The sequence below is a fragment of the Botrimarina hoheduenensis genome (assembly GCF_007859815.1).
In the GTDB taxonomy this organism is placed as follows: domain Bacteria; phylum Planctomycetota; class Planctomycetia; order Pirellulales; family Lacipirellulaceae; genus Botrimarina; species Botrimarina hoheduenensis.
In genome coordinates this window covers 689,085-714,800 of sequence record NZ_SJPH01000001.1, presented here as the reverse complement: position 1 = coordinate 714,800, position 25,716 = coordinate 689,085, and the positions used below count along the sequence as shown (strand labels likewise).

Sequence of the window (25,716 nt, the reverse complement as noted above, 5' to 3'; positions counted from 1 at the left end):
CATTAGCTCACAAACGTTGAACGCTGCTGCAGCATCTCGCGGAGGGGGCCGGCTTCTCCCAGCAGATTGGGTAGAACCGTGCCAACCTTTGAGCGGGTTACCCGCTCAAAGCGGACCGCCTGGGCCGTGTCAGACTTGGGCTTGGCAGGCTTGGGGCTGCTGACCCGCTCCGCACCCTTGCCTGCGGACGGAACCGCCGCGGTGCTTGAGTCCTGGGGGCTATGCTCCGGGGTACCAAACTCCTGAGCGGCATTGATCGCAGCGGCCAGTTCACCGCGTAGCACCGCAACCTCAGCGGGTGCCTGGATGCCCAACCGGACCGCCTTGCCCTTGGTCTTGATCACGGTGATCGTGATGTCGTTGCCGATCTGGATCGTTTCCTGCGCTTTGCGAGTGAGAACCAACATCTGAGCCTCCGTGTGTGGGTTGGTGTTCCTTACTTACCCGAACTCGCCAGGTGGATCTCGGTTATCTCCGAGGGGGTTAATCCTCTGACGAGCAGCGGCCTTTTCCTTCGCAAGACCAGCCAGTATCAGCGGGTCAGGCGAAGGGGTTGGCCGATTCTCTCTTCCTGATGGATACCTGTACGCACGGCGCGTGCCGTAGTTCGCCCAGCCGGGAACGCTTCTTGAAAAAGCCTATGAAACAAGGCTTGATCGCCCCAAGCAAGGAGTGCTAGCAGCCGCAGCGTAGCGGCTTACATTGCATATCTTACACTTGCACCAGAAACCATTTTGACAATCCCCACGGTGAGCAGATCGTGCCGATTGGCGGGAAAGCTTCTGGGAGGGGGAGAGCCTCAAGAACGCTGCTGAGCGCTGATCTGGTCACGCAACACCGCAGCACGCTCGTACTGTTCTTTGGCGATCGCCTCAGAAAGTTGCTCCTCGAGCGAAGGATCGAGCCCGTACTCGCTGAGGATCGAATCGCGCAGCGCGGCGAGCTTCTGCAGAAACTCGCTCGGTCCCTCGGCCTCTTCGGTCAGGTCCTCGCCGGCCTGAAAGCGACGTCCGCCGCTGGGGGAAGCCGGGTCGCTCTCGCTGAGCCCCTCTTCTTGCGACTCAAGGCTCGCGATGAGACGTCGACCGGCGTCGATCTCTCGTAACGCCAAATCGGGTGCCGACTCCTCAAGTTCGGCAAGCGCTGCCGCCTGGGTCCGATGAAAGAGCACAAACGGCCGGTATTGCTCGTGCGCCTCGACCCACTCCTCGGTTGGTGAATGGGCGGCCGAACGATCCATCAACAGCAGCGTGTGATCGGCGTCTGCCTGAGCACGACGAAACTCGTGCAGTGCGAGCCACGCCACACGGCGATGATAAAACTGAACAAACTCCCGATCCACTTCGGCGCATTGCTGGGCGTCAAGGATCCAGGGCTGTTTACCGCGTTTCTGTTCGTAGCGCGCGATCAGCGCGCAGTAGCTCTCAGCGCCCTCGGGGCGATTCCCGTCGGGACGCCCCTCCACTTCCATCTGCAACACGCCCAGGTCGATACGCATCTGCAGCACGGGCCGACCATCGGCCCCGTGGGCCCAGCGAGCCACGACTTCGCCAAATTCGTAGGGCCACTCGCGCAGCAGCTGGTCGAGCGAAGTTGGTCGCTGCGTCATGACGAAAAATCCCCGCCAAACCCGGCGAGCGGGAGCAATCCGCTCGTCGTATCCCAAGGGCAAGAAGTAAAAAAAGGGCTAGCCGCACGGTCGGCACGCACCGACAACAAGCCCCGCTCTTCCCTTATTCTACCCCGTGGATCGTTCGGAGGGCGAATCTCGGCACCAACTTATCAGCGGGTCGGCCCGATTTCTTGGCAGAGGAGGAATTAGCCCTCGCCGCCATCCTCTCGCAGCAGCGTTTCTTGCAGCAGGCGGACCTCGTGCCGATCGTGGCGATCGACCTCGTCCAACAGCTGCTTGACCGCGACTCGCGATAATTTGAGCGACTCAGCTTGCCAGGCTGCGGGTTCGTCGAGCTTGGGCTCGAGCTCCGCGATCTGCTGGCGGATTCGGCTGTGCTCGACGCGCAGCCGTCCGACGCGTGACTGACAATCGGGCCGCTCTTGGGCAATCTTGTCGAAGTAGTCGTCCGACTCTTCAAACGCCATGACCCGCTCCAGATGCCGGCAGAACGAACGCAGCGCGAAGCGCAAGCTCGACCCTTGGCGTTCCTGACTAATCGTCGGGGCCTGCCATTCGACCATCACCCGCAACGCTTCCTTGACCCGAGCCAACAAACGTTGTTCGCCAGCGACTCCCATGCTCGACGAATTCAGATCGGCGATCATCGGTGAGCTCCTTATACATCGGGAGGGGAGCGAAAGCTGTCCGGCAGAAACGAGGCCGGCGCACGGATCAACCGCTACGCCTATCACTTTCCTTGCCGGTGCAGCTTATCGCGATCGAGAATAGAAAAGCGCCGGCAAGGTCCGCCCAGGTGTTGCCAGCACGGAGAGTCTAACCGCAGTTTGCCGGACAGCCAAGAAAAAACAGTTTGGGCAACCCTGGGGCTCCGGGCGATTACACCACCGACCCCGCTGACCCCCCCTAAGCCCCGCTCAGCCTGCCGCACGCAGCTTCTTCGGAGGCAAATCACTGGCTGCAGAAGGCAGCGGTTGAAAACTACTCTCCGCCAAGCGGCTTGCGACGCTGCGATTTTACCTCGGAGCGCTGACGCTTGGTTTTAAGGCGGGCTTCATTCGCTCTGCGCGGCTTACGGGTCGGACGACGCCGCTTCGGAGGATCGGCCGCGGCGAGCAGCAGCGCCCGCAACCGCTCTAAACAATCCGCGATATTGCGGCCCTGCTCGCGATAGCGATCTGACGTGATCATCAGCTCGCCCGCCTCGTTGATTCGCGTGCGACACTGAACGGTCAAACGCAGCAAGACCGCCTCGGGCAGACCGAGTGAGTCAGCGGGCTTCCAGCGCAACACCGCCTTGGTATTGAGCTTGTTGACGTTCTGCCCGCCCGGCCCTGAGCTGCGCGCAAAGCTAAAGAGCAGCTCAGACTTCGGAATCACGATCCGATCGTTGACCACTAAGGTGTCCGCCACGCGTTGCTCGTCAGCTGTAGGGAGGCTCTTTTTCCCGCGCTTCAGGCGAGCCTTTCGCTGCTCCCCGCGAGAGTGACCGGCATGGTCGAACGGCGACGGGTGCCACGCGGCGCCGTGCCCTGGAGCAGGCCTCGCAGCGTCATCGCCGAGCCATCGACCGCTCGATGATAGATCGAGGGCTCGATCGCGGCACCGCGTAATTCCACTTCGATAAAGCCATCGTAACCAACTCGATCGAGCGTTGCGATCAGCCGGTCGAGCGGTGCGGCACCCTCTCCCAGCAAGCAACGCTCGCCGTCAATGGTGTGCGGCGACTTATAGTCTGCTACCTGGACAAGCCCAATCAACGGAGCGATCTCCGCGAGCAGCATCTCGGTTTGGCGGCAGAGCGGCGCATGATAGGCGTCGTAGGCCAGCCGCAACCAAGGTGAATCGTACGAAGCCACGAGCTGCGCCGTAGCCGCCAAGTCGGTCAGAAAAGTCCATTCGCCGGCACACGCCGGGTGCATTGGCTCAAGCACCAGCGGTGTGCCAGCGGCTTCGGCATGCGGCAGGAGGCTTTCCAGCGCACCATTCAGCAGCCGATAGACGTGGCGGTGGGTGTGCCGATTTCGTGAGCCCGGATGCAGCACCACGGATCCGGCATTGCAGGCCTGGGCCAGATCAAGGGTTCGGCGGGCCTCGGCCAGATTCTCGCCGCCCGAGAGGGCATCGCCGCCCGTAAATCCGCCCACCCAAGAAACGCTGGAAACCTTGATACCGCTGTCGTGAATCAGTTCCAGACCGCGTTCGAAGCCAAAATCTTCGAGCTTTCGCAGCCACAGGCCAACTCCCTGGTAGCCAGCTCGAAGATAGTGATGCAGGTCTTCTTCAAAGGTCCACCGATAGGTCGTGATCTGATTGATGGCCAGCTGCATCATCCCTGATTGCCTCGTCGAAGACCGTATGAAAAGCGAGGAGAACGCGGGGCGGCCGCCGTCAAGCAGGCCCGTCATTACGTCCACAATTCGCTGGAGCTTGCTCCCCAGCGGCGAATTATCGATCAATCGGCCAGTCGGAGTAAACCTCGATAGCGCCGTTGCTTTAGGTTCGTTGCCAAGAACTTGCTTTTATGTGGAAGCGAACCAGGGCATAATTGCGGACGCCGTTCGGGGGGGCCGCGTTCCCTGACTTGCCCCCGTGCTGTGCCCCCGTGCTGTGCCAGCCGAACTGTGCCTGCCTGCTACTTACTCCCCCCCCCGCCCGAGGCATCTGCCGCACATGCTTGCTCGCATCGTTGTGGCCGATCCGCGCGAGGTGGTTCGTGCCGGACTCCGCACTTGGTTCGAAGGTCGGCCGATTGAGATCGTTGCCGAAGTCGCTGACGGGCTCGCTGCGCAAGAAGCCGTTGCGAGACTGGCCCCCAACCTGCTGCTGCTGGAGATCGATCTACCGCCCCAGGACGGATTGGCCTGCCTCACTTGGTTGAAAGCCAACGGGCATGACACCGCGGCGCTGTTCTTCACCGAGCGCACCAATCCTACCTACGCGGCGCGCGCTTCGGCGCTGAGCGCCGCCGGCATGCTAGCGAAATCTGCCTCCCGAACCGAGTTGCTCGATGCGGTCATGACGGCCGCAGCGGGAAAATCCTGTTGGACCCCGGACGAGATCCGCCGACTCACCGCGGTTGGCCCCGAGTCGGCGTCACCGATCGGTGATGTGGCTCTGACCACCCGCGAGCGCCAGGTGCTTAAGCAGCTAGCATTCGGCCTGAGCAATAAAGAAATTGCCCAAGCACTGGGCATCAGTTACGAGACGGTCAAGGAGCACGTCCAGCATGTGCTGCGCAAGCTGGGGGTTTCGGATCGCACGCAGGCGGCGGTGTGGGCCGTGAGGCACGATCTGGCCTGAAGAACCTCAGCAGCTTGTCGCGCGCTAGTGCTTGCCCCCGTCTGAGGGGCTCGGCTAGCCTTCAGCCATCAATACCTCCACACCAGTTGTTTTTCCGGACCCTTGGTTCGTTGGGTTGGTTGCCGTGTCGCGCGTGAACGAAACCTTCTCTGCGCTGGCCAACCACCACTCGCCAGCCAGCACGCCCCGCTATGCGGACCTTCTGACGGCGACACGGCAGCTGTTCTGCGCAGCGGCACAGCGTATTGAGAAGCACCACGCCGGGCTGGTTGAGAACCCCGCCCGATTCGTTCGCCTGATGGAAGATCTGCACAGCGGCGTGCTGCTGAAGGTGTACTTCACAATCTGCGAGGCGGACCGGAAGTGGTCGTCGGCTGAGCGTGAACTGGCCACGGACCTTGCCGAGCACCTGTGGGCGCAGCGTCTCCCGACGAAGCGGTTGGTCGAGGTGATGCGCGAGGCCGCCCAGCGCAGCCAGCTGCTTCAATGGGAAAGCCTGTTGGGACCGTTTCGACGCTTGCCACCGCTAGCGGACGACATCCCCATGCTGGAGACGCTCGTCATCCGCCAGTCGAACCTGCTCGCCCGGTGCGATGGCCCGCCAGCGGAAATCGAACTGGCCGCGATCCGCGACCTCGCCCACCGGGTACGGGTCGCGATCGATCCGTCGGCCGATCGCATCCCGCTGGAAGAAGAAGCCGAGCCGATGCTCCGTTCAACGGCCCCGACGCCTGCCCGGTCCCTCTCCACAGCCACCAACTCTGCCCCTGACACGGCCCCCGCCCGGCGCACCTTGGATGAGGTGCTCGCCCAGATCGATTCGCTCGTCGGGCTGGAAGGGGTCAAAGCCGAGGTGCGTTCCTTGGCCAACTATCTGTCGCTGCAAAAGCGGAGGCAGCATGCGGGGCTCCCCGCGACCAGCATCACGCTGCACATGGTGTTTGTTGGCAACCCCGGCACGGGCAAGACAACGGTCGCGCGGCTCGTCGGCGAAGCGCTCGCCGCGCTCGAGGTGCTGCCGACGGGGCAACTCGTGGAAACCGACAGGGGCGGTTTGATCGCCGAGTACGCCGGCCAAACCGCCAGCAAAGTGAACCAACGCGTCGATGAAGCGCTCGGCGGCGTGCTGTTTATCGATGAGGCTTACGGTATCGTCTCTCACGACGGCAGCGACGTGTACGGAGCCGAAGCGATCCAGACTCTTCTCAAACGGGCCGAGGATGATCGCGACAAGCTGGCGATTGTGCTGGCCGGTTATCCCCAACCGATGGACCGCTTGCTGGCGAGCAATCCGGGCTTGGAATCGAGATTCTCACGCAGGTTTGCTTTTGCCGACTATACGCCACCGCAGCTGTGCGCGATCTTTGGTCGGCTACTCACGGTGCATCACTACGAGATCACCCCGGTGGCACGACTGCGTGTGATCCACACGCTGACCAAGCGTTATGCCGAGCGCGACGAGCATTTCGGCAATGGTCGCGAAGTGCGCAACCTATTCGAGCGGGCCGTGATGCGCATGGCGGATCGGCTCGCGCAGCTGGCGACCCTCGACGAGCAGCAGCTGATCACCTTTGAAGCAGATGATATCGGCCCGGGCGACGGCGACGGGCACACCGGCCACCAGGAAACCGACGAAGGGGACACCGACGCGGTTACACCGGCTCTGAGCGACGCCAACCCTGTCGTGCGGCTCCACGTCGGCTGCCCCGGCTGTGGGCATGCCGCATGGATTCCGTTTACGCAGCTGGGGTCGACCCTCAGCTGTCCCAAATGCCCGACGCGTTTCGTTGCCGAGTGGGGCGATCTGGCTGATCCCGGTTAGGGCGTCTGTTCCGAAGCAGCAAAGCCGCTCAGTAGAGCGGTGCCACCACAACGCCGGGGGCGTAGCGATAACGGACCCGCGAAACGGCACCGCCCAGGATCGGTCGGTACCGAGTCGTCACCACGGGCTGCAAGGTCGGTGCGGGCACCGCCACCACCGGCGCGGGGACGGTAGCCACGACGGGCTGGGCGGCAAAGTAGGGCGTGACCGGACGATAGACGATCGTCGGTGCCACCGGAGCCACGACCACCGGAGGAGCCACGATCGGCGCGTACACCACGTATCCGCGTGCGGCAGCCGGCGCGGCAACCGCTGAGACTAAGAGCGCGGCGGCAAACGATTTCAGGATCAACACGGCTAGAACCTCTTTGCGGTTGCAATAAGCGGCGGCAATTAAGCCCGCTGCGGTGGACGAGTAAAGGTTCGTCCGCAACGGCTTGGCTTATCTTAACTATGGGCCCTAAAGATCGCTGGGGCAAGCATTCCCGCGCGAGACTTGTTTGTCATCACCGAAAATCGGGGCAAGGTTGGCCGAAAACGCCGCCCCGCTAGCAAGCCTCTCAGCTAGCGACGGCGTGTCGGCGGGCGGACGTTGGCGAGCCCGCCATCGACTCCGATCACCTGGCCTGTGACCCACGAATTCGCGGGATCCAGCAGCCAGACAATCATCGCTGCCACGTCATCGGGTTCGCCAAGTCGCCCGGCGGCGTGGAGCTCTTCGGAAGCAGCGGCGGCGGTCGGGGTCCCCCAGATCCGCTCGGTGAGCGGTGTGCGGACCAGTCCGGGTGCCACGGCGTTGACCCGGATCCCGACCGAGGCGTAGCTCGCCGCTGCGGAACGGGCCAAGCCGATTACGCCTGCTTTGGCGGCGGCGATTGCTTCATGGCTCGCAAAACCCGCCCGACCCGCCGCCGACGAGATCAGTACCACCGAGCCACCGGAAACGCCGGCTGGCCCGGGTCGACGCATCGTCTTAGCAGCGGCCCGCACGGCGGCGAAGGCGGTCGTGAGATTGGCGGCCAGCGTGTCGGCCCATTCCTGGTCGGTGGTCAGATGCGCGGGCTTGAGCAGCAACGAACCGACGGCGTTCACCACGCCGTCGATTCGTCCAAACGACTCGAGCACCTGCTGAGCGGCAGCCTCGACGGCCTCGGTCTGGGTGGCATCGACCACGAGGGCCTCACACCCCAACTCGGTCGCCAACGGTGACAGATTCGCTTCGCTGCGGCCAGCCAACAGCATGTTAGCCCCTGCTTCGCGCAGGCGGCGACATGTCGCCGCGCCGATTCCGCCCGCCGCCCCCAGTACCAAATAGCTCGCCCCGCTTAGCGCCATGGATCGCTCCTGTTGCTGCGCCGCGCACGACCTCTCATGACAGGGCGTAAGGCGCAGCGGCTACCCTTGCTGATCCGTCGCGCTAGCGCCCGCGGTCATACGCCCGGGCCCAGGCCGATCAGTTTTTCTCGTACTCTTTAAGGAAACCGCGGAACAGGACCAGATGCTCCTCTTCATCCGCCATCAAACGGATGCAGAGATCTTGCGTGATGTAGTCCTCACCGTCAGTCGCTTGAATGATCGACTTGTAGTGCTTAACCGCAGCCGTCTCGGCCGCGATCACTGCCTTGATCACGCCCACCACGTCGGTGGTATCGGCGGGGGGTTGGATCTGGTTGCCGAGCTTCACGTGCTTCGATCCCGGAGCAACCCCGCCCAACTGCTTGATCCGTTTGGCGAGGAACTGAGCATGGCCCACCTCTTCGACAATGTCGGCCGCGAGCGACTTTTTGATCTCTTCAGCACGAACACCGTCCAGATTCGTGCTGTTTGCCAGATAGTTCATGACCGTCTCGAGCTCCATGCAGTAGGCGGTCGTCAGGAGCTCGATCGTTTCTTCGCGGGTAGCAGCCATCGGGGGAGGCACTCCGTTAAGGCAAGTAATTTGGTGAGGAAAAACGCTGAGTTTCAGCGATGTGTGTGGGTTAAGAAATCAGCCATGGCCGGTCGCGGCGGGATTCCCGCAGCAACGGCACCGCTTGATTGTCAGCCGACAGGGGCCCCTCGACAACCCGCGGCGTGTCGTCGCGTCTTGTTGGAACTGGTCACCTCGAGGGGGATTTCCTACAGAACAGACACTTCCATCGCATGGAATACTGAATTGAAAAATCTCGCCATGCTGATTGACAGCCTTACCGGCGAACTCCGGTGAGAGCCCCGAGCCTGAGTAGCCAACACGGTAGCCAAGCGTTCCCCACGAGCCGCAGCGATCCGTCAATTTTTTAACTCCGTTTCAACGTTCTCTAAGAATTACAGGGATTACCGATGCGCACTTTCTGTGTACTACCCGCTTTGCTCTTTTCGATGGCTTGCTTGCTTTGCGTCACGGTCGGTTCCGCTTGCGACACTTGCGGATGCAAGGACGCCAAGCACGACGATGCCCACACCGCGGGTGAGGCTCATCAACACGACATCGTCGATACGGCGATCGAGAACGGCAGCTTCAGCACGCTGGTGGCTGCGGTCCAAGCAGCCGGGCTTGTCGAGACCCTTCAAGGCGACGGTCCGTTTACGGTCTTCGCCCCGACCAACGAAGCATTTGCCAAGTTGCCCGCCGGGACGATCGATAATCTGCTGAAGCCTGAGTCCAAGGACCAACTCGTCGCGATTTTGACGTACCACGTCGTTCCCGGCAAAGTCATGGCCGCCGATGCGGTCAGCCTCAGCGAAGCACCGACGGTCAATGGCAAAGCAGCACCGATTGCGGTCAGCAACGGCACGGTTACCATCGGCGGTGCTACGGTCACGGCCACCGATATCGAATGCACCAATGGCGTCATTCACGTGATCGACTCGGTGATGCTGCCGTAAGGGCACGCACCAGGTTTTTTCGGATAGCATGGCCCTCACCGCACCCCCGCTTGTGGTGTGGTGAGGGTTATTTTTTGATCCTGAAGCCAACAAACCGTCGGTACACGATGCAGAGCGAAGTCCCCGCAATCCGGCTGCGTGCGATGCACGGTGAAGCCGGGCCCGGCGTGAACCAGGGGGGACGTTATGTCCTGTACTGGATGACGGCGTTTCGCCGAGTCGGGTGGAACTTTGCCTTGCAGCGGGTGGTCGATTGGGCGCGCGAGTTGGGCAAGCCGATGGTGGTGCTTGAGGCCCTGCGGATTGATTACCCCTGGGCGTGCGATCGTTTCCACACCTATGTCGTTCAGGGAATGCACGACAACCACGCTGCACTGCAGGGCGTGGAGGGGGTGGCTTACTACCCTTATCTCGAGCCCGAGCGGGGTGCCGCCGCAGGTCTGCTGCGGACCCTGGCCGCCGAGGCCGCGGTCGTCGTGTCGGACGAGTACCCCTGCTTCTTTTTGCCAGCGCAGGCGCGCGCTGCGCGGCGATCAATCCCTTGCCGCTACGAGCTAGTAGACTCGAACGGGTTGTACCCTCTAAGGGCGACGCCCAAGAGTTTCTCACGGGCGTTCGATTTTCGGCGGCACTTGCAGAAGGAGTTGCTCCCCCACCTGAGCGAAACCCCCGCGGCCGATCCCCTAAAAAATGCGAAGCTCCCCTCGGCCAAAGGAATCGTGAGCAAGGTGACCGCACGTTGGCCGGCGGTCAAAGTCAAAGACCTTGCCGCGCCTGATAAGCTGATCGCTTCACTGCCAATCGATCATCAGGTGCAAGCGGTCACCGAGCGGGGCGGCAGTGTCGCGGCGCGGGCGGCGTTGGATCGTTTTCTTGACGATCGCCTCGAGGCTTACGCAACCGACCGCAACCAGCCAGAGCAGGAGGTCGCCAGCGGACTGTCGTTTCCGCTCCACTGGGGCCACCTTTCTGCCCATGAGGTGTTTGCCGAGTTAACGCGGCGCGAACGCTGGACACCGCAGCGATTGGCCGCCAAAGCGAACGGCTCGAGCGAGGGCTGGTGGGGCATGAGCCCCAACGCCGAAGGCTTTCTTGACGAGCTGATCACGTGGCGCGAGGTCGGCTATCAATTCACCAGCAAGCGGCGCGATTACGACCGCTACGAATCGCTCCCCGATTGGGCCCAGCGGACCCTCTCTGAGCACGAGCATGATCCGCGCGAACACGTCTATAGCCTCGAAGCGTTCGAGAACGCACGCACCCACGACGAGCTCTGGAACGCCGCACAACGCCAACTGCTCCGCGAAGGTCGCATCCACAACTATTTGCGGATGCTGTGGGGGAAAAAGATCCTGCACTGGAGCGCCACCCCGCGCGACGCCCTGGCGGTCATGCTCGAGCTAAACAACAAGTACGCCATCGATGGCCGCGATCCCAACAGCTACTCAGGAATCTTCTGGGTGCTGGGCCGATTCGATCGTGCCTGGGGGCCCGAGCGGCCCATCTTCGGCAAGATCCGCTACATGACGAGCGATAACACGGCCCGCAAAGTACGGGTCAAAGACTACCTGAAGCGTTACGCCGCGGAGAGCACTAAAACGCTGTTCTAGGCCAACGGGCAGTAGTGCCCCGAACCGCCGAGTTGGGGGCTGCTTCCCCCGCCGTTAACGATGATCCCCGGGCGTCATGGCCAAAACAAGAACCCTCGCGATTGTGCTGGGCGATCAGCTCGACCAAGCCTCGCCGCTGTTTGACGACTGGGACCCGCAACGGGATGTCGTTTGGATGGCTGAGGTCGCGGAAGAGTCGACCCACGTCTGGAGCCATCAAGCACGGATCGCCCTCTTTCTGTCGGCCATGCGACACTTCCGCGACAGCCAGCGCACCGCGGGCCGCCGTGTGGACTATCGCGAGCTGCCCACCAAGAGCGATCGCAGGACACGCGTCGGCAGTGAAGAGACGCTCTCTGCCGCGCTCGGCGACGCGCTCGAACGGCTCAGGCCCGAACACGTTCGGGTTGTCTTGCCGGGCGACTGGCGGGTGCTCGAAGCGCTCCGGGCGACGACCGAAACCGCAGGGCATGAGCTGGAGGTGCTCGATGATCCCCACTTCTACACAACCCCCGCTGACTTCGCCCGCCACGCCAAAGGGCGCAAGCAATTGCGACTGGAGTACTTCTATCGCGAGCTACGCAAACGCTTTGACGTGCTCATGGAGGAGGGCAGCCCCGCGGGGGGCGATTGGAACTACGATCAGGACAACCGCGGCGCTTTTGACAAGAAGCGAGGCCCCCAGGCGATTCCCGAACGGTGTGGCTTTCCGCCCGACAAGATCACCCGCGCGGTGCTCGATCTGGTCGCCGAACGCTTTGCCGATCATCCGGGCGAGTTGGATCACTTCGACTGGCCGGTCACGGTCGCAGACGCCCGCCACGCGCTGGACGATTTCATCGAACATCGGCTCGCACGCTTTGGCGACTATCAAGACGCCATGTGGACGGACGAGCCGTGGCTGTATCACTCGCACCTCTCAACGTCGCTCAACCTGAAGCTCCTCTCGCCGCGTGAGGTGGTAGAAGCCGCCGTGGAGGCTTGGCACCGCGGCCGAGCGCCGCTCAACGCGGTGGAGGGCTTTGTGCGACAGATCCTCGGCTGGCGCGAGTACGTGCGCGGCATCTATTGGAACTACATGCCAGGCTATCTCGATCGGAACGAGTTGGGGGCCGACCAGCCGCTGCCCGACTTCTACTGGACCGGTGAGACCGAGATGCAGTGCCTGCGGCATTCGATCGGACAGACGCTACGCTACGGATACGCCCATCACATCCAGCGGCTGATGGTGACGGGGCTCTTCGCCATGATGCTGGGGGTTGCCCCGCGGCGGGTCCATGAGTGGTACTTGGCCGTTTACGTCGATGCGGTCGAATGGGTCGAGTTGCCCAACACGCTGGGCATGTCACAGCACGGCGACGGCGGTCTGATGGCCAGCAAGCCCTATGCCGCCACGGGCAAGTATGTCCAGCGGATGAGCAACTACTGCGGGAGCTGTCGCTACGATCCCGCCCAGGCGATCGGCGACACGGCCTGTCCGTTCACCACGCTGTACTGGGATTTTTTGGCCCGCCACCGCGATCGGCTCGCGGCCAACCCGCGGATGTCGCTCCAAGTGAAGAACTTAGAGCGCAAGGCGGCCGATGAGGTGGCCGCTATCCGCCGCCAAGCCGAGAAGCTCCGCCAGCAGCTGGCCGAGGGATCGGCCGGATAGCGGGTGGCTGGACGCCGGGGCGGGCAGTACATTTAAGCCTGAAATAACCCACCAACGCGTCATCCGCGGCGCGTCATTTTGCCAGGGCCATGAGCCCCTCGCCCGCTTGGAGATTTGACCATGAGCGTGCTCGTTCAGAAGGAAGCCCCCGACTTCACCGCCCAAGCCGTCTTGCCGGACAGTCAGTTTAAGGAAGTGAAGCTCTCCGACTATCGCGGCAAGCATGTCTTGCTGTTCTTCTGGCCGCTCGACTTCACGTTTGTTTGCCCGACCGAGATCATCGCTTTTTCGGATCGTGCGGCCGAATTTGAGGCCCTGGGTGTCCAGATTCTGGGGGTTTCGATCGACAGCCACTTCACTCACCTGGCGTGGACCAACACCAGCCGCGAACAGGGGGGCATCGGCAAGACGGCTTACCCGCTCGTGGCCGACCTGAGCAAGAAGATCTCCGAGTCTTACGACGTGCTGCTGCCGGGCGGGATCGCGCTGCGGGGTCTGTTCTTGATCGACAAAGAGGGGATCGTTCGCCACCAGGTGGTTAACGACCTGCCTCTAGGCCGCAGCGTCGACGAAGCCCTGCGGATGGTCCAAGCCCTGCAATTCTTCGAGAAGAACGGCGAGGTCTGCCCGGCCAACTGGAAGCAAGGCTCGGCAACCATCAAGCCCACGGTAGACGCCAGCAAATCGTTCTTTGAGAACGAGTACGCGAGCAAAGCCTGATCAGCCGCTCGGCGGGCTCGATGGAAGCGTCGGCCCAGCATGCCTGATCGGTGCCCTCCCACCGCTAGCCGCTGTGAGCCTCGGGGCACGACCCCCCGGGGCTCACGGCTTATGGTTGGGTTTCGGGGGGCGGGTTGTCTGTGTCCGCCGAGCGCCTACAGTTGTGCGTTCGCAAGCAGGTTGCACCGCTCGCCTTTTCTCGTGCGAAGCCGCTCGCTTTCGACGGATCTGCCTCATTGACGGGTCATCGTTCTAATCGCCGCCAAAAGGTGGCGGGCGACGCCCCCAAACACACGGAGACCCGCCATGTCGGTGGCCTTAGAAAGCGAACTGTCCTCAAACGGTTTTCGCGCCCCACGAAATGGCTCGTGCAGCCAAGCGAATGGAGCTCCCATGCAGCGTGTTGATAAAGTCCCTAAAGCGACCGATTCGCCCGTCGATCTCGAAGCGATCAAGGATGCCGTGCGGACCATTCTACGGGCAGTTGGCGAAGACCCCGAGCGAGACGGTTTGCTCGAAACCCCGCGCCGCGTGGCGAAGATGTATGCCGAGATGTTCGAGGGCCTACACAAAGATCCGGCCCGCCATCTCGAAGTAACCTTCCCCGAGTCGTACGACGAGCTCGTGCTGGTTCGCGACATCCCTTTCACCAGCATGTGCGAACACCACCTGCTGCCGTTCAGCGGGGTAGCTCACGTGGGCTACTTGCCCAACGGCCGCGTTACGGGACTCAGCAAGCTGGCCCGCGTGGTGGACGAAGTCGCCCGCCGCCCCCAGGTGCAGGAGCGCATGACACAGACCATCGCTGATATGATTGAAGACAAGCTCGGTTCGGCAGGCGTGGTGGTCGTGATCAAGGCCTCGCACTCGTGCATGTGCATCCGCGGCATCAAGAAGCCCGGCAGCACAACCATCACCAGCGGGCTGCGGGGAGTGTTCAAGACCAATCAGGCCAGCCGGGCTGAGGTCATGTCGCTGATCAACAACGGTTGAGCCCGATGATTATCCAGAAGCAGTACAAGTTCTACGCGGCCCACCGCAACGAGGAACTGACCGACAAGTGCCGCAACCTGCACGGTCATCGGTACGGGCTGATTTGCCATTTCGAGGTCGAGCGGACCGGGGCTCTAACGACCTTGTTCGGTGACTTCGACGCACAGATCGAACCCCATCTGAAAGAGCACTACGATCACGGGATGCTCATCAACAAGAGCGATCCCCTTTACGAAACGCTCAAGGAGCACGAGCGCCGCACGGGCGAGCGGTTCCGCTTCAAGGAGTTCGACGCCCCCACCACGGTCGAGAACCTCGCGTTCACGCTGTTCAGCGAGATCATCGAGATGGGGTTCCGCCTGTCGCACATCGAGGTACGCGAAACCGACTCGTCGGTCATCACCTACACGCGCGAGGATTGGATCGCCGACAACCGCGATCGCTCGCGCCTGAGCGGTGAAAAACCTTCGGCGGTACGCGAGTGACCGACCCTGCCCGCTCTGTGAGCTCTTTCAGCGCAACGCTGGCCGGTGTCGATGGCTGTCGAGCCGGCTGGATTGCAGCGGTCGGCGACGCCGGCATGAGCACGATCCGCCTGGTTGTCGGGACCAGCCTGGCTTCGCTCGTCGAGCAGCATCCGGAAGTGACGCTTTGGGCTATCGATATGCCTGTCGATCTGCCCGCGGGCAAGCCACAGGACGAAGGCCTGCGGGACTGCGACGCTGCCGCCCGCACGCGCTTAGGATGGCCTCGTTCGTCGAGCGTGTTCTCGGCCCCGCCGAAACCGGTGCTCGCTGCGCAATCCTATGAAGAAGCTTGCGAGCTTTCTGTTGCCCTCAGCGGGCAGAAGCTCTCGGTACAGGCCTGGAATCTGGTCCCCAAGGTCCGCGAGGTGCAGGCCCTGCTTGTCGAACGTCCGGAGCTTGTCGGGCGCTTGTTCGAGACCCACCCCGAGCTGTGCTTCGCTCAGATGAACGGAGGTAAAGGGATCGAAGCCTCGAAGAAGACACCCGAGGGGCGTGCGACGCGGCTCCGCCTGCTCTCAGCGGAATTCGGCCAAGCAGCGATCCGCCGCGCAATGGCTTCGACGAAAGGGATCAAGCAGGTCGCCAACGACGACAAGATCGACGCCCTGGCCGCGCTCTCCGCCGCCCGTCGCCACCGAGACGGCCAGACCCGCCAGGTGCCGGGCAACGCCCCGCCGGAGTCGCCGCGGATTGTTTACTAGCCCGCGAGCGCCTCGGTGTCTTCTTCACTTCGCAGAAGAGCGCGCGCTCAGGTGACGCGTTGATAACACCCGCGCAAGAAAAATCCGCTGCCATAAGTAGCTAAACGGCATAAGGTTGCGTCGAAGTCCGGAAGGTGGCATTCGCTTGGAAAGCCAACTTGGCAATCCGAATTTCTCGGGAGCTATCCCAAGATGTCGCACTGAATGCTCCAGAATTAGATTGCTTTTCGCTAACTGCGGGTGATACGGTCTGCTTATCCCGATAAGCTGGGTAATTATTTCGGTTGGGGACTCTTAAGGCTTACTGAGATCGACCTGGCCGTCGTTCTCGGCAATGCTATCCACCCCGCACCCAAAAACGACACTCACAGGAAACCTTATGACTGATAAGCCTCGGTTGATTGCCCTGCTTGTTCTCTTGTTGATCACAGTCGTTTCGCAAGCTAACGCAACAGCGCTGTACTCAGAGGCTGTGGTCATTGAGGGGGATCAGTCCACGGGGACAGCGCTTGATTCGGCCAGTTCAAATTCAGGCTCGGCAGTTTCTGCGAGCGCTTCCAGCTCCCACGATGTGTCCGTACTCGGCGGGTCGGGCGACCTGACTTTCTCCGGCTCGGGAACCGCTCAGGCGAACTATCTGTTCCTCCGCACCAGCGTGCAAGGGATGGTGGATAACACGTATTTCGACCCCGACTACAACTACGACAACGGCACGGGGGACGTTCCGACAGCCTATGCGGTGCAGTCGATCGCCCGCTTTGAAGACACGCTTCAGTACGGCGGGACGGCAGTCGGCTACAACTCGAAATACATCATCCGGGTGACAGGCACCATCACCGATTACAACGCCTTCGCCTCGATCGAATTGACACACGGCATGGCACCACCCCAACGGTGGTTCTTCGGCGAGCCGGGTCCCATCGATATCACGCTGGTCTCGAACTCCTTCGTCGGTGCGGCCAATCAACCTTTTGTGCTTGAGCTGCTCACGGGCTTTAATGCCGATACCGAGTTCCTCGGTGATGGCGGCTTCGCAAGCGCAGCGGCCCAATTCGGCAATACGGTGGAGTTAATCGGCATTGAGGCCCGCGATGCGGCGGGAATGCTTCTGTCAACGACCGACTTCACGAGCGCCTCGGGAACCACCTACCAAATCCTCGCAGCCGTCCCTGAGCCCGCGAGCGCTCTGATGATTGTGGTGGCATCCTGTTTGTGCATGGCGCAGCGCCGGATGATCGGGATTGATCGGTAGGAAGCGACGCGGCGTAGCCGCAACATCCGTTTGTTGCTCTCGTCGGAACGAGATCGCCTCGCAGAATCGTTCACCACTCTGCCACAACCTTGTTAGGCCTGGCACGCTCGCTGCGCTTCGGCGGCATAGTCCGGCCGTTCGGCGGCGCTCGTTAGCGCACGCTTCCAGACCACCGCTCCGTCGCGCACCAGCGCTAGCCCGCCGAGTTGGAAGCCGTCGCCCGCAAGGGTTCCTACGCCGTGCCCCTGCAGCACGCAGGCGCTAAAGCCGCGGCGAAAGACCGCCGGGCCGAGCAGCTGCCGAAAGCCGCCGCGCGGCAGGCCGAGCTGCTGATACAGACGACGCTCGGGATCGCTCACATGGATGGCGTCGAGCGTGTAGCGCGACGAGGCAGCCTCAATCGCGTTCGGCCCGTCCCCCATGTGGACAATCGCCAGTTGCGCGCCGGCGGCTTCAATCGCGGACTCAGCTTGCTGCAAGTCCGTCAGCGCCTCGCGATGGAACGTGCAGCCGGCGTGTCGCAACAGGACAACGAAAATCGGCTTGGCTCGCGAGAGCTCGGCGAGCGTCTGGCCGCCGTCGCTTGTCAGTTCCGCTAAAGCATCTCCCGGCGAAGCCAGGTCGGGCAAGGTGGTCGCTTGCTTGAAAGCGGCCCACAAGATGAGTGCGAACGGGACCCACCAGACAAGATCGTTCGTGAGGATCGTCGCACCAAAGGCGAGCGGTAGACGCCCCTCGACCAGCGCACCGGCAAAGCCGAGCGGCCCCAAAACCTTTCCCAACAGGCCCACCAGCACGATCGGCCAGTGACGCAGCGGATGAAAAGCGGCGACGGCGTACCCTACGCCATACACGCCGACGATCATACCGATGCACTGCCACAGCTCGGGATAGCGGGGCGGCTCCATCTGAGCCCAGCGAAAGAGCGCCAGGGGCGCGGTGATTGCCAGCAAGCCCCACAGCAAATTGTACGCCCCGGCCGCCAGCAGCACGGGTTTCATCCACGCCCGCTCATACTTGCGATCGGGCGGGGATGAAGCTTCCATCGAATTCCTCGGGGAGGTTGCCCGTATCGGGACGGATCAGCTTAGCAGGCCTTCCAGCCGATGCTCGGGGGCCAGTTCACGCAACTTTTCCATCGCACGGTTGGCAAGCTGCCGGACACGTTCCTTGGAGATCCCCAGCCGCTCTCCCAGACGGCTATAGGAAGCCTTCTTTGCCGAGTCATCAAGACCGAACCGGGCCGCAACGATCAACTGCTCTCGTTCGTCCAGATGCTGCATCATTTGCGCGATTGCTCCACGGAGCTGCTTCCATGCGGCCTCGGACAGCTCGGTGTTCGGGTCGGCCGCCCTCTCGCAGCCGTCGAGGTACTCGCCGGATCCGGTTGAAAACCGTTGGCGGTCTTTCTTGGCACTCATCACCATGCGGTACAGGTCACGCCGCACCGCGCAGGTGGCGTAGGTGCTGAAGCGATAGCCACGGCCATAGTCAAACTTGTCCACCGAGTGCATCAGCGATGCGATACCCTGGCTGAGCAGATCATCAAAGTTGTTCCGCGGGTCCGCGAAGCGTCGCGCGATCGACATCACCAGACGCGTGTTGGCTTGCACCAGGTAATTGCGGATCCGTTCGGCACGCGCCAGGTAGTCTTCCACCTCGACGATCCGCTCGGCGTTTGGCGCGTTGATCCGCAACCGCGAGCGGAGGGCGTTCGCCCGATAGCGGCAGAAATTCATCCGCTGGAAAAGCTCGCTCTCTTGCTCGCTGGTCAGCAGTGGCGTGGCGCACATCCGGCCGAGATGGGCGGGCAAGCCGGCCGCGAGCCGCTTCATCGGATCGGTTCCCGACTCGACTGCTTGGGCAAACTCGGACAGCTCTTGGGTATCTCGACGGCCAACAAAGCTGTCGTTTGCGATAAAAGCGATCTCGGTGCCGAGGATCTCGCGAACCTTGCGGCTGAGAGTCTCAGCTTTCACCGCGCTACCGTCCCGCCGGCAATCCGAATGATTAGCGGAGCTACCGAGACGGCTGGAAGCGCTTGCAGAAGTCGTTCTCATCTTCACAACTCCGGTTTCAATGACGAGCCAGCTGTTTCCAGCCTGTAGGGCTCGGTGTTCCGAGGGACGAACGAGCGAGGTTCAAAATCGTTCAAATCGTTCACTCTCTTTCTACCGGTGTCGGCTATCCGAGGCAACCGAAATTCGTCCAAATCGTTCAAATCGAGCGCCCTATAGTTTTGGCGACCTGTCAGCTCGCCAAAAGTTGCCGCTGCGCTATAGTCCTAAAATGGATCTGAGACTGCTTACGTCCGAAGGCTTTACTGTGCCGGCCCTGCGAGTCCACGCATGAAGGAACTCCTTAGCCCTAAACAGGTTGCGACGTCGATCGGCGTCAGCGAATCCTCGCTCAAACGCTGGTGCGATCAGGGTGTGATCAGCACCGAACGCACTCCCGGCGGCCATCGGCGGATCCGCCTGGGAGAGGTTCTCCGATTTTTACGGGAACAGCAGCATCCTCTGACTCAGCCGGAGGTGCTCGGCCTCCCCGTCGGGACCGGAACGGGCCCACGCTCGATCGAAAAGGCGCGCGAACCACTCCTCTCGTTTCTTAGCGAAGGAAAGCCGGAGCAGGCCCGCCGGGTTCTGATTGACCTATTTCTTGCGGGAAATACGTTGGTGAGGATCTGCGAAGAGCTGATCACACCGGTCCTGTATGAGGTGGGCGACAACTGGCAGTGCGGTCGCCTCGAGATCTATCAAGAGCATCGCGCCTGCGAGATCCTTAACCGCGTGCTCTACGACTTACGGGCGATCTTGCCCCCCCCCGAGCCCGGATCGCTGCGGGCGATGGGCGGCACGCCTGTGGGCGATAACTACCGTTTGGCAACCCTCATGGTGGAGCTGGTGCTGGTTGATGCCGGCTGGAACGCGACATCGCTCGGCAGCTCGTTGCCCTTTGAAACGCTGATCTCGGCGGCGAACAAGCACCAGCCCGAGCTGTTCTGGTTGAGTTACTCAAACGTTGATGACGCCGCCCAGCAGACCACTGAGCTGGCGGAATTCTTGGCCGCCACGCCCGCCTCGATGCAGGTCGTTATCGGGGGGCAGCAGCTTCCCCGTGAGTTGCCCGCTTCGCCGCGTTTGCACCCCTGCCAGAGCCTGCGAGAGCTCCGTCAGGTGATCAGCCAGCTCCGCAGCAGCTAAAGAGACGGCTTCGTTGCGGAGCGACATGCTGGCCCTCGAATCGTGCCCCCCGAAAAGTGGGCCTGGGCTCGCTTGCCGGCCGTGCTGGGCGGGCCCGCCCTTGTCGATCGGCTCTCAGCCGATGACGATCTGCACAGGTTGGTGGGTGAGCGTGCGTACGCCTCGCGATTGCTCGCCCCTTTGCTGCACGGCAGGGCCTTGCTGCACGGCAGGGCCGATGGGCGCTGCCAATGAGCGTGCGGCGAATCGTTCGCTAGAATTGGCTCCCCACGCGATCTTCTTCCCCCTCGTAATTAAGAATCTCTGCTATGTCACTGCTCGTCGTCGGCTCGGTTGCGATCGACAATGTTGAAACCCCGCAAGAACGCCGCGACGACCTGCTCGGCGGATCCGCAACCCACTTTTCGTATGCGGCCAGCTTCTTCACGCCGGTAAGGCTGGTGGGCGTTGTCGGCGAAGACTGGCCCGCGCAGCACACCGAGCTGCTGCAATCGCGCGGCGTCGATACGGCCGGGTTGCAGCAGCGCGCGGGGGGCAAGACGTTCCGCTGGACCGGGCGCTATCTGCCCAACATGAACGATCGCGAGACGCTCGACGTGCAGCTAAACGTTTTTGGCGACTTCGATCCGATTGTGCCCGCCGCTTTCCAAGACGCACGGTTTGTGTTCTTGGCCAACGGAGTGCCGGCCGTGCAGGCGAAGGTGCTCGCCCAGGCACCGCACCGCGACATTGTTGTGGCCGACACAATGGACCTGTGGATCAACGAGCACCGGCCCGACCTCGACGCGCTGCTGCAGCAGCTCGATGGCCTGGTGCTGAACGATGGCGAAGCCAAGCTGCTCACCGGCCAGCAGAACCTGGTCGCTGCGGCCGAAGCGGTGCTCGACCTCGGCCCACGGTTTGTGATCGTCAAGAAGGGCGAGCACGGCTCGATGTACTTCGGGCGCGACGAAGCGGGCCGCCTCGATTCGAGCGTGCTGCCCGCCTTTCCGACGCGCGACGTGGTCGATCCGACCGGCGCGGGAGACAGCTTTGCTGGCGGCTTCATGGGCTACCTGACCGAGCAGGGCAAGATCGACGGGGCCACGCTCCGCACGGCGATGGCCTACGGCACGGTGGTGGCCAGCTACAACGTGGAAGGGTTTGGCCTGGAGCGCATGACGAGCGTCACCCGCGCAGCGATCGACGAGCGGCTAGCGCAGTATCGCAAGATGCTCGCCTTCTAAGCGGTAGTCGTTGACACACGACGGTGCTACTACTGCGGAAAGTTCTCGCGCACCGGTATCAGGCCCCATTCAGTTAATGGCGGCCTCGAGAGCCAAGCAGGGACAGAGCTGAATAAGAGCATGAGGCTCGCAGATGGCTCTGGTAACGCCACCAGTCGTATGCCAACAAAGTCTTGAGATAAAGATAAATTTCAGCCGCCGGAGATGCTGAATCGAGATGACAGCCCCGCTGGCGATGCGTCGTTCCGACTGCCGCCACGAGCACCTCGAAATGCTAGAGGGTTAGTGATGGTTAAGTCTAGACTCGTCTACTCCCACTCATTCACACTCACACTGCCCGCCATCCCGACTAAGCCAAACGGGCTAGCACCTCTCGCTTCATCGATGCCGGTCGAAGGCGTTCGCGCCGGTGCCGAACGTCAAAGCCTGCGAATAGGCACCGGGCAGCAGAACCACTAACGCACAGCAGGCTTGACGCATCTTTCCCTCCACGTTTCGTCTCCGCTTGCCCAGCAAGTAGACTAACTGCGAACGTTGCCGCCGCGAAGCAAGAATCGGCACCTAACCCCGCGCCAGCCGCTCGCCGAGAGGGAATACGAATGAGCAAGACGCGCACCTTTATCGCCATCGAAACGGAGCAAGATCAGACTTCGCGCGCGCTGGCGCTCATCGATCGGCTGCGACCGCTGGCACCACGAGCGCGGTGGGTTGAAGAAGAACAGCTGCACCTGACACTGCTCTTTCTCGGCGACCTCGACGATCGCGAAGTGGTAGATGCCTGCAAGCACACTGAGTGGACGGCGGCGGCAACGCCCCGCTTCACGCTACGGCTGTCGGGCGTGGGGGCCTTTCCGGACGTCCATTCTCCCAAGGCACTGTGGCTTGGCGTGACCGAGGGAGCCGACATCTTGCACCGCTTGCACGACGACCTGCTGGCGGACGTCGGCCACCTGCAAACCAGCCGCGAGCGGTCGCAATTTGTGCCCCATCTGACGCTAGCGCGGCTGAGTCGGGGGGGCGGCATCTCTCCGCACTTGCCCGCCACATTGACGGGGCTGGCCGACTACGACGCGGGAGTCACCCGAGTGCGCCGTCTGACGGTGTTTGCGAGCGAACTCAGCTCGGCAGGGCCCGAGTACTATCCGCTGGCGCAGTGTCGTTTGGCGTGATCGGCTGCCGATCAGCCGGCGTTTGTGCGGTGGCGGCGGAGAATTTGGGGAAAAACTGTTGCGTGAACACCCGAACACCGATAGAGTGTTCTTGCGTACAGTACCCATCGCCGCCGCTTGCACTGGCCGGCCCCCGCTCCGATAACCGAGGAACCGCGAGATGGTCTCCACCGCTTCCCCCAATGGGCGCACCGCCCCCGCTACCCAAATGGCCAAGAAGAGTTCTGCAAAGAAGAGCAAAGCCAGCAAGCCCAGCTCCGCGATCGAAACGATGCTTGAAGGCAGCGACGACCTTCGGCACACCGTGGCGGCCATCGAAAAGCAGTTTGGCGAAGGGGCGATCATGCCCCTGGGGAGCGAGGCGGATCGGCGGATCGAGGGGATCTCGACCACCAGCCTGTCGCTGGATCTGGCCCTCGGCGGGCAGGGGATTCCCAAGGGACGGATCATCGAGATCTTTGGCCCCGAATCGAGCGGCAAGACCACCCTCGCCCTGCACGTGGTGGCCGAAGCGCAGCGCAACGGCGGCATCGCCGCGTTCATCGACGCCGAGCACGCCCTCGACCCGAGCTGGGCCAAGAAGCTGGGGGTCGATCTCGAAACGCTCCTGGTGAGCCAGCCCAGCCACGGCGAAGAGGCCATGCACATCACCGAGATGCTCGTGAAGAGCAACGCGGTGGACATTATCGTTGTGGACTCGGTCGCGGCGCTCGTGCCGAAGAAGGAGCTAGACGGCGACATCGGCGACTCCCACGTGGGCTTGCAGGCGCGCCTCATGAGCCAATCGATGCGCAAGCTCACCGGCGCGATCGCCAAGAGCAAGACCTCGGTGATCTTCATCAACCAGATCCGTGAGAAGATCGGCGTGATGTTCGGCAGCCCGGAGACCACCCCCGGCGGCCGGGCCCTGAAGTTCTACTGCTCGTGCCGGATCGACGTCCGTCGCATCGGCCAGTTGAAGGACGGAGAAGAAGTAGTGGGCCAACGCGTTCGCGCGAAAGTCGTCAAGAACAAGGTGGCCCCCCCCTTCCGTGTCGCCGAGTTCGATATGATGCACAAAGACGGCATCAGCTACGAGGGCGACCTCTTAGACCTCGGCATCGAGAAGAAAATCGTCTCGCGCACCGGGGCGTGGTTCCGCTACGGAGAGATGCAGCTCGGTCAGGGCAAAGAAAAGGCCCGGGTGTTCCTCAAAGAATCCAAAGACGTGGCCGACGAGATCAAAGATAAGCTCCTCGCCATCGGCGGCTTCGATGACCTGCTTGCGACGACGAAGCCGACCGAAGAAGACGACGAGCCGCTCGAGGACGAGATCTGAACCCCTTACACGACTGCCCGATGGAAGACGCCGCGGCAAAACTTGCCTTGAATCAGCTTGGTTTGGTTCCGAGTGCCTCGAACCACCAAGTTAGCGTTGCTGCCTCGCACGACGGCGCTGCTGCCGTGCGAGGCCGTGTTGCTGCTAAGCGGTGCCAGAGCGCCGTGCGATCGCATGGCGCAGCGGCCGCGGCGGTCCAAGTCGCGCTTGTCGGAGCGCTGTCTCTGGCTTGGATGTCGCAAGCGGTCGCCCAAGCGGCCGACGCGCCTTCCGCCAAAGCCGCCGTACTGGCTGCCTTACAAGACGAGCTAATCCAGACGATCGCCGCCACCGAGCGCTCGGTCGTGGCGATCACCCGTTACCCGCAGCAACGTCCGCGGCCAGGGCTCGCCGCTCAACTCAACGCGATCGGCCCGGCGCTGGCCGATCGGCAAGATCCGTTCGCCGACTTGCGTTTAATCGGGAGTATCGCCGCGATCGGCCATGGAGCGGGCGTGGTTATCGGGCCAGACCTCGTGCTGACTCAGTACCAAGCGATCGGCGTCTCCGACGCCCACACCATCACGACGGTCGAGGGGCAGGTTTTGCCGGCGATGGTCATTGGTGCCGACCCCCGAAGCAGTCTGGCGGTTCTGCGGGTTGAGCCGGAACGCGGCCAGCGTTTTGAACTGCCCGCCTTGCCGTTGGGGCAGGCCGAGAAGCTGCGCAAAGGGCGCTTCGTGATCGCTATCGGCAATCCCTTTTCGATCGCGAGCGATGGCCAACCGACCGCGAGTTGGGGCATTATCGCCAACACCGCCCGCCGTGCCCCGGCGGGGGAAGATCTGCTGGCCGACGACACCGAAGAGCTGGACACCCCCCGAACAACTCTCAGCCACTTCGGTGCCTTGATTCAGACCGATGCTCAGCTGGGCTGGAACGCGGCCGGTGGAGCCCTCGTGACCTTTGAAGGAGAGCTCGTCGGGATACTCACCACCACCTCGATGATTGCTGGGCACGAGCAACCTGCGGGCTACGCGATCCCGCTGAACAAGCCTCTCCGCCGCACCGTCCAGCTGCTCAGCGAGGGGAAAGAACCTGAGTACGGCCTGTTGGGAATCCGGTTTGGGATCGATCCGCGGGCGCTCACCAAAGACCGGGGAGTTACGGTGAGCGAAGTCTACGGCCCGGGGCCGGCAGGCCGCTCGGGGTTGCTCAATGGCGACATTGTGACGAGCGTCGGCGGCAAGCCAGTCACCGATGCTTATAGCTTGCAGCTGGCGGTCGCCGCGTTCGGGCCGGGCGAAGATGTGGTTGTTAAGTATCTCCGCGGGCCTCAGCAGTCGCAAACCACGGTGCGATTGGGCAAGGCCTATGTCGAAGGGCCGAAGATCGTCACCAGTCAGCGGCCGCAGTGGCAGGGATTGCGGGTGGATTATCCGACAGCCGTGCCGGCAGCAACGCTGTCGGATCGCGTTCTCAACGGACACCTCGATCCCGAGGGCTGCGTGGTGGTTTCGGAGGTGGAGCCGGGCAGCGTTTCGTGGAGCTTAGGAGTCCGACCCTATGTGTACATCAGCCATGTCGATGGGAATCGGGTCAGCACCCCCGACGAGTTCTACCAAGCCGTCAACGCCGCTCCCAAAACCGCCCGCCTGAAATTCACCAAGCCGCTGCCAAGCCCCGCACAAGGGCCGGGGCTAAACGGCTTGTGATGCTTGCGATCCAGCAGCTAACG

Annotated in this window: 25 protein-coding genes; 15 read left to right on the top strand and 10 right to left on the bottom strand. The window is 62.5% G+C overall.

The window, feature by feature from the left end; translation table 11 throughout:
* Positions 1–2: 2 nt before the first annotated feature.
* The 5 genes from Pla111_RS17640 to Pla111_RS02750 form a co-directional block, all read right to left on the bottom strand.
* A complete protein-coding gene (locus Pla111_RS17640; protein ID WP_146571120.1) occupies positions 3–407 on the bottom strand; it encodes a carbon storage regulator in 405 nt (134 codons plus the stop codon).
* A gap of 392 nt (positions 408–799) precedes the next feature.
* Positions 800–1,609, bottom strand: coding sequence for a UvrB/UvrC motif-containing protein (locus Pla111_RS02765; protein ID WP_146571118.1), 810 nt, complete (start codon positions 1,607–1,609; stop codon positions 800–802).
* Positions 1,610–1,818: 209 nt separating this feature from the next.
* Positions 1,819–2,280 carry a hemerythrin domain-containing protein gene (locus tag Pla111_RS02760; RefSeq protein WP_146571116.1) on the bottom strand — a complete coding sequence of 154 codons (462 nt, stop codon included), beginning with the start codon at positions 2,278–2,280 and terminating at the stop codon, positions 1,819–1,821.
* Positions 2,281–2,614: 334 nt separating this feature from the next.
* Entirely contained in the window at positions 2,615–3,091 is a 477-nt protein-coding gene (arfB, locus tag Pla111_RS02755; RefSeq protein WP_391581008.1) for an alternative ribosome rescue aminoacyl-tRNA hydrolase ArfB, read from the bottom strand.
* The gene (locus Pla111_RS02750; protein WP_197524694.1) at positions 3,088–3,966 is read right to left on the bottom strand and encodes a sugar phosphate isomerase/epimerase family protein; all 879 of its coding nucleotides are present in this window, start codon (positions 3,964–3,966) and stop codon (positions 3,088–3,090) included. Before Pla111_RS02750 ends, arfB begins: the two co-directional genes overlap by 4 nt.
* A gap of 340 nt (positions 3,967–4,306) precedes the next feature.
* Here Pla111_RS02750 and Pla111_RS02745 point away from each other — a divergent pair, with 340 nt between their 5' ends.
* Both Pla111_RS02745 and Pla111_RS02740 read left to right on the top strand, forming a co-directional pair.
* On the top strand, positions 4,307–4,936 hold the full coding sequence (locus tag Pla111_RS02745; RefSeq protein WP_146571111.1) for a LuxR C-terminal-related transcriptional regulator: 630 nt from the start codon (positions 4,307–4,309) through the stop codon (positions 4,934–4,936).
* 124 nt (positions 4,937–5,060) lie between these two features.
* Positions 5,061–6,758, top strand: a complete 1,698-nt coding sequence (locus Pla111_RS02740; protein ID WP_146571109.1) for an AAA family ATPase — start codon at positions 5,061–5,063, stop codon at positions 6,756–6,758.
* A 28-nt stretch (positions 6,759–6,786) separates the two neighbouring features.
* On the opposite strand, the gene Pla111_RS02735 is transcribed toward Pla111_RS02740, so the two are convergent.
* The 3 genes from Pla111_RS02735 to Pla111_RS02725 all read right to left on the bottom strand — a co-directional run bounded on the left by Pla111_RS02735 (position 6,787) and on the right by Pla111_RS02725 (position 8,667).
* The gene (locus Pla111_RS02735) at positions 6,787–7,113 is read right to left on the bottom strand and encodes a hypothetical protein (protein WP_146571107.1); all 327 of its coding nucleotides are present in this window, start codon (positions 7,111–7,113) and stop codon (positions 6,787–6,789) included.
* 209 nt (positions 7,114–7,322) lie between these two features.
* A complete protein-coding gene (locus Pla111_RS02730; protein WP_146571105.1) occupies positions 7,323–8,093 on the bottom strand; it encodes an SDR family NAD(P)-dependent oxidoreductase in 771 nt (256 codons plus the stop codon).
* A 118-nt stretch (positions 8,094–8,211) separates the two neighbouring features.
* Positions 8,212–8,667 (bottom strand): ferritin-like domain-containing protein, encoded by a 456-nt coding sequence (locus tag Pla111_RS02725; protein ID WP_146571103.1) that lies wholly within the window; start codon positions 8,665–8,667, stop codon positions 8,212–8,214.
* A gap of 449 nt (positions 8,668–9,116) precedes the next feature.
* Here Pla111_RS02725 and Pla111_RS02720 point away from each other — a divergent pair, with 449 nt between their 5' ends.
* The 8 genes from Pla111_RS02720 (at position 9,117) to Pla111_RS02685 (ending at position 17,080) form a co-directional block, all read left to right on the top strand.
* Positions 9,117–9,623: a fasciclin domain-containing protein gene (locus Pla111_RS02720; protein WP_146571101.1), complete on the top strand. Its 507-nt coding sequence runs from the start codon at positions 9,117–9,119 to the stop codon at positions 9,621–9,623.
* Positions 9,624–9,730: 107 nt separating this feature from the next.
* Positions 9,731–11,233 carry a deoxyribodipyrimidine photolyase gene (locus Pla111_RS02715; RefSeq protein ID WP_231930599.1) on the top strand — a complete coding sequence of 501 codons (1,503 nt, stop codon included), beginning with the start codon at positions 9,731–9,733 and terminating at the stop codon, positions 11,231–11,233.
* Positions 11,234–11,309: 76 nt separating this feature from the next.
* Positions 11,310–12,887, top strand: a complete 1,578-nt coding sequence (locus Pla111_RS02710; RefSeq protein WP_146571099.1) for a cryptochrome/photolyase family protein — start codon at positions 11,310–11,312, stop codon at positions 12,885–12,887.
* A gap of 120 nt (positions 12,888–13,007) precedes the next feature.
* Positions 13,008–13,607 (top strand): peroxiredoxin, encoded by a 600-nt coding sequence (locus Pla111_RS02705; protein ID WP_146571097.1) that lies wholly within the window; start codon positions 13,008–13,010, stop codon positions 13,605–13,607.
* A gap of 393 nt (positions 13,608–14,000) precedes the next feature.
* Entirely contained in the window at positions 14,001–14,600 is a 600-nt protein-coding gene (gene folE / locus Pla111_RS02700) for a GTP cyclohydrolase I FolE (protein ID WP_146571095.1), read from the top strand.
* A gap of 5 nt (positions 14,601–14,605) precedes the next feature.
* Complete coding sequence (locus Pla111_RS02695; protein ID WP_146571093.1) at positions 14,606–15,085, top strand: 6-pyruvoyl trahydropterin synthase family protein; 480 nt, start codon at positions 14,606–14,608, stop codon at positions 15,083–15,085.
* Between the two features lie 17 nt (positions 15,086–15,102).
* Positions 15,103–15,828 (top strand): DUF429 domain-containing protein, encoded by a 726-nt coding sequence (locus Pla111_RS02690; RefSeq protein WP_197524692.1) that lies wholly within the window; start codon positions 15,103–15,105, stop codon positions 15,826–15,828.
* Positions 15,829–16,207: 379 nt separating this feature from the next.
* Entirely contained in the window at positions 16,208–17,080 is an 873-nt protein-coding gene (locus Pla111_RS02685; protein ID WP_146571089.1) for a hypothetical protein, read from the top strand.
* Between the two features lie 92 nt (positions 17,081–17,172).
* Here Pla111_RS02685 and Pla111_RS17105 read toward each other — a convergent pair whose 3' ends face one another.
* Complete coding sequence (locus tag Pla111_RS17105; protein WP_197524691.1) at positions 17,173–18,126, bottom strand: AhpC/TSA family protein; 954 nt, start codon at positions 18,124–18,126, stop codon at positions 17,173–17,175.
* A 36-nt stretch (positions 18,127–18,162) separates the two neighbouring features.
* Positions 18,163–19,059, bottom strand: coding sequence for a sigma-70 family RNA polymerase sigma factor (locus tag Pla111_RS02675; RefSeq protein WP_197524690.1), 897 nt, complete (start codon positions 19,057–19,059; stop codon positions 18,163–18,165).
* A 369-nt stretch (positions 19,060–19,428) separates the two neighbouring features.
* On the opposite strand from Pla111_RS02675, the gene Pla111_RS02670 reads away from it, so the two are divergent.
* From Pla111_RS02670 to Pla111_RS02650, 5 genes are all read left to right on the top strand, one after another.
* Positions 19,429–20,286 (top strand): B12-binding domain-containing protein, encoded by an 858-nt coding sequence (locus Pla111_RS02670; protein ID WP_146571085.1) that lies wholly within the window; start codon positions 19,429–19,431, stop codon positions 20,284–20,286.
* Positions 20,287–20,594: 308 nt separating this feature from the next.
* Positions 20,595–21,512, top strand: a complete 918-nt coding sequence (locus tag Pla111_RS02665) for a PfkB family carbohydrate kinase (protein WP_146571083.1) — start codon at positions 20,595–20,597, stop codon at positions 21,510–21,512.
* 599 nt (positions 21,513–22,111) lie between these two features.
* Positions 22,112–22,681, top strand: coding sequence for an RNA 2',3'-cyclic phosphodiesterase (gene thpR, locus Pla111_RS02660; RefSeq protein WP_146571081.1), 570 nt, complete (start codon positions 22,112–22,114; stop codon positions 22,679–22,681).
* 208 nt (positions 22,682–22,889) lie between these two features.
* Positions 22,890–23,999: a recombinase RecA gene (gene recA / locus Pla111_RS02655; protein WP_146571571.1), complete on the top strand. Its 1,110-nt coding sequence runs from the start codon at positions 22,890–22,892 to the stop codon at positions 23,997–23,999.
* Positions 24,000–24,019: 20 nt separating this feature from the next.
* Positions 24,020–25,693 (top strand): trypsin-like peptidase domain-containing protein, encoded by a 1,674-nt coding sequence (locus tag Pla111_RS02650; RefSeq protein WP_146571079.1) that lies wholly within the window; start codon positions 24,020–24,022, stop codon positions 25,691–25,693.
* The last annotated feature ends 23 nt before the right edge of the window (positions 25,694–25,716 follow it).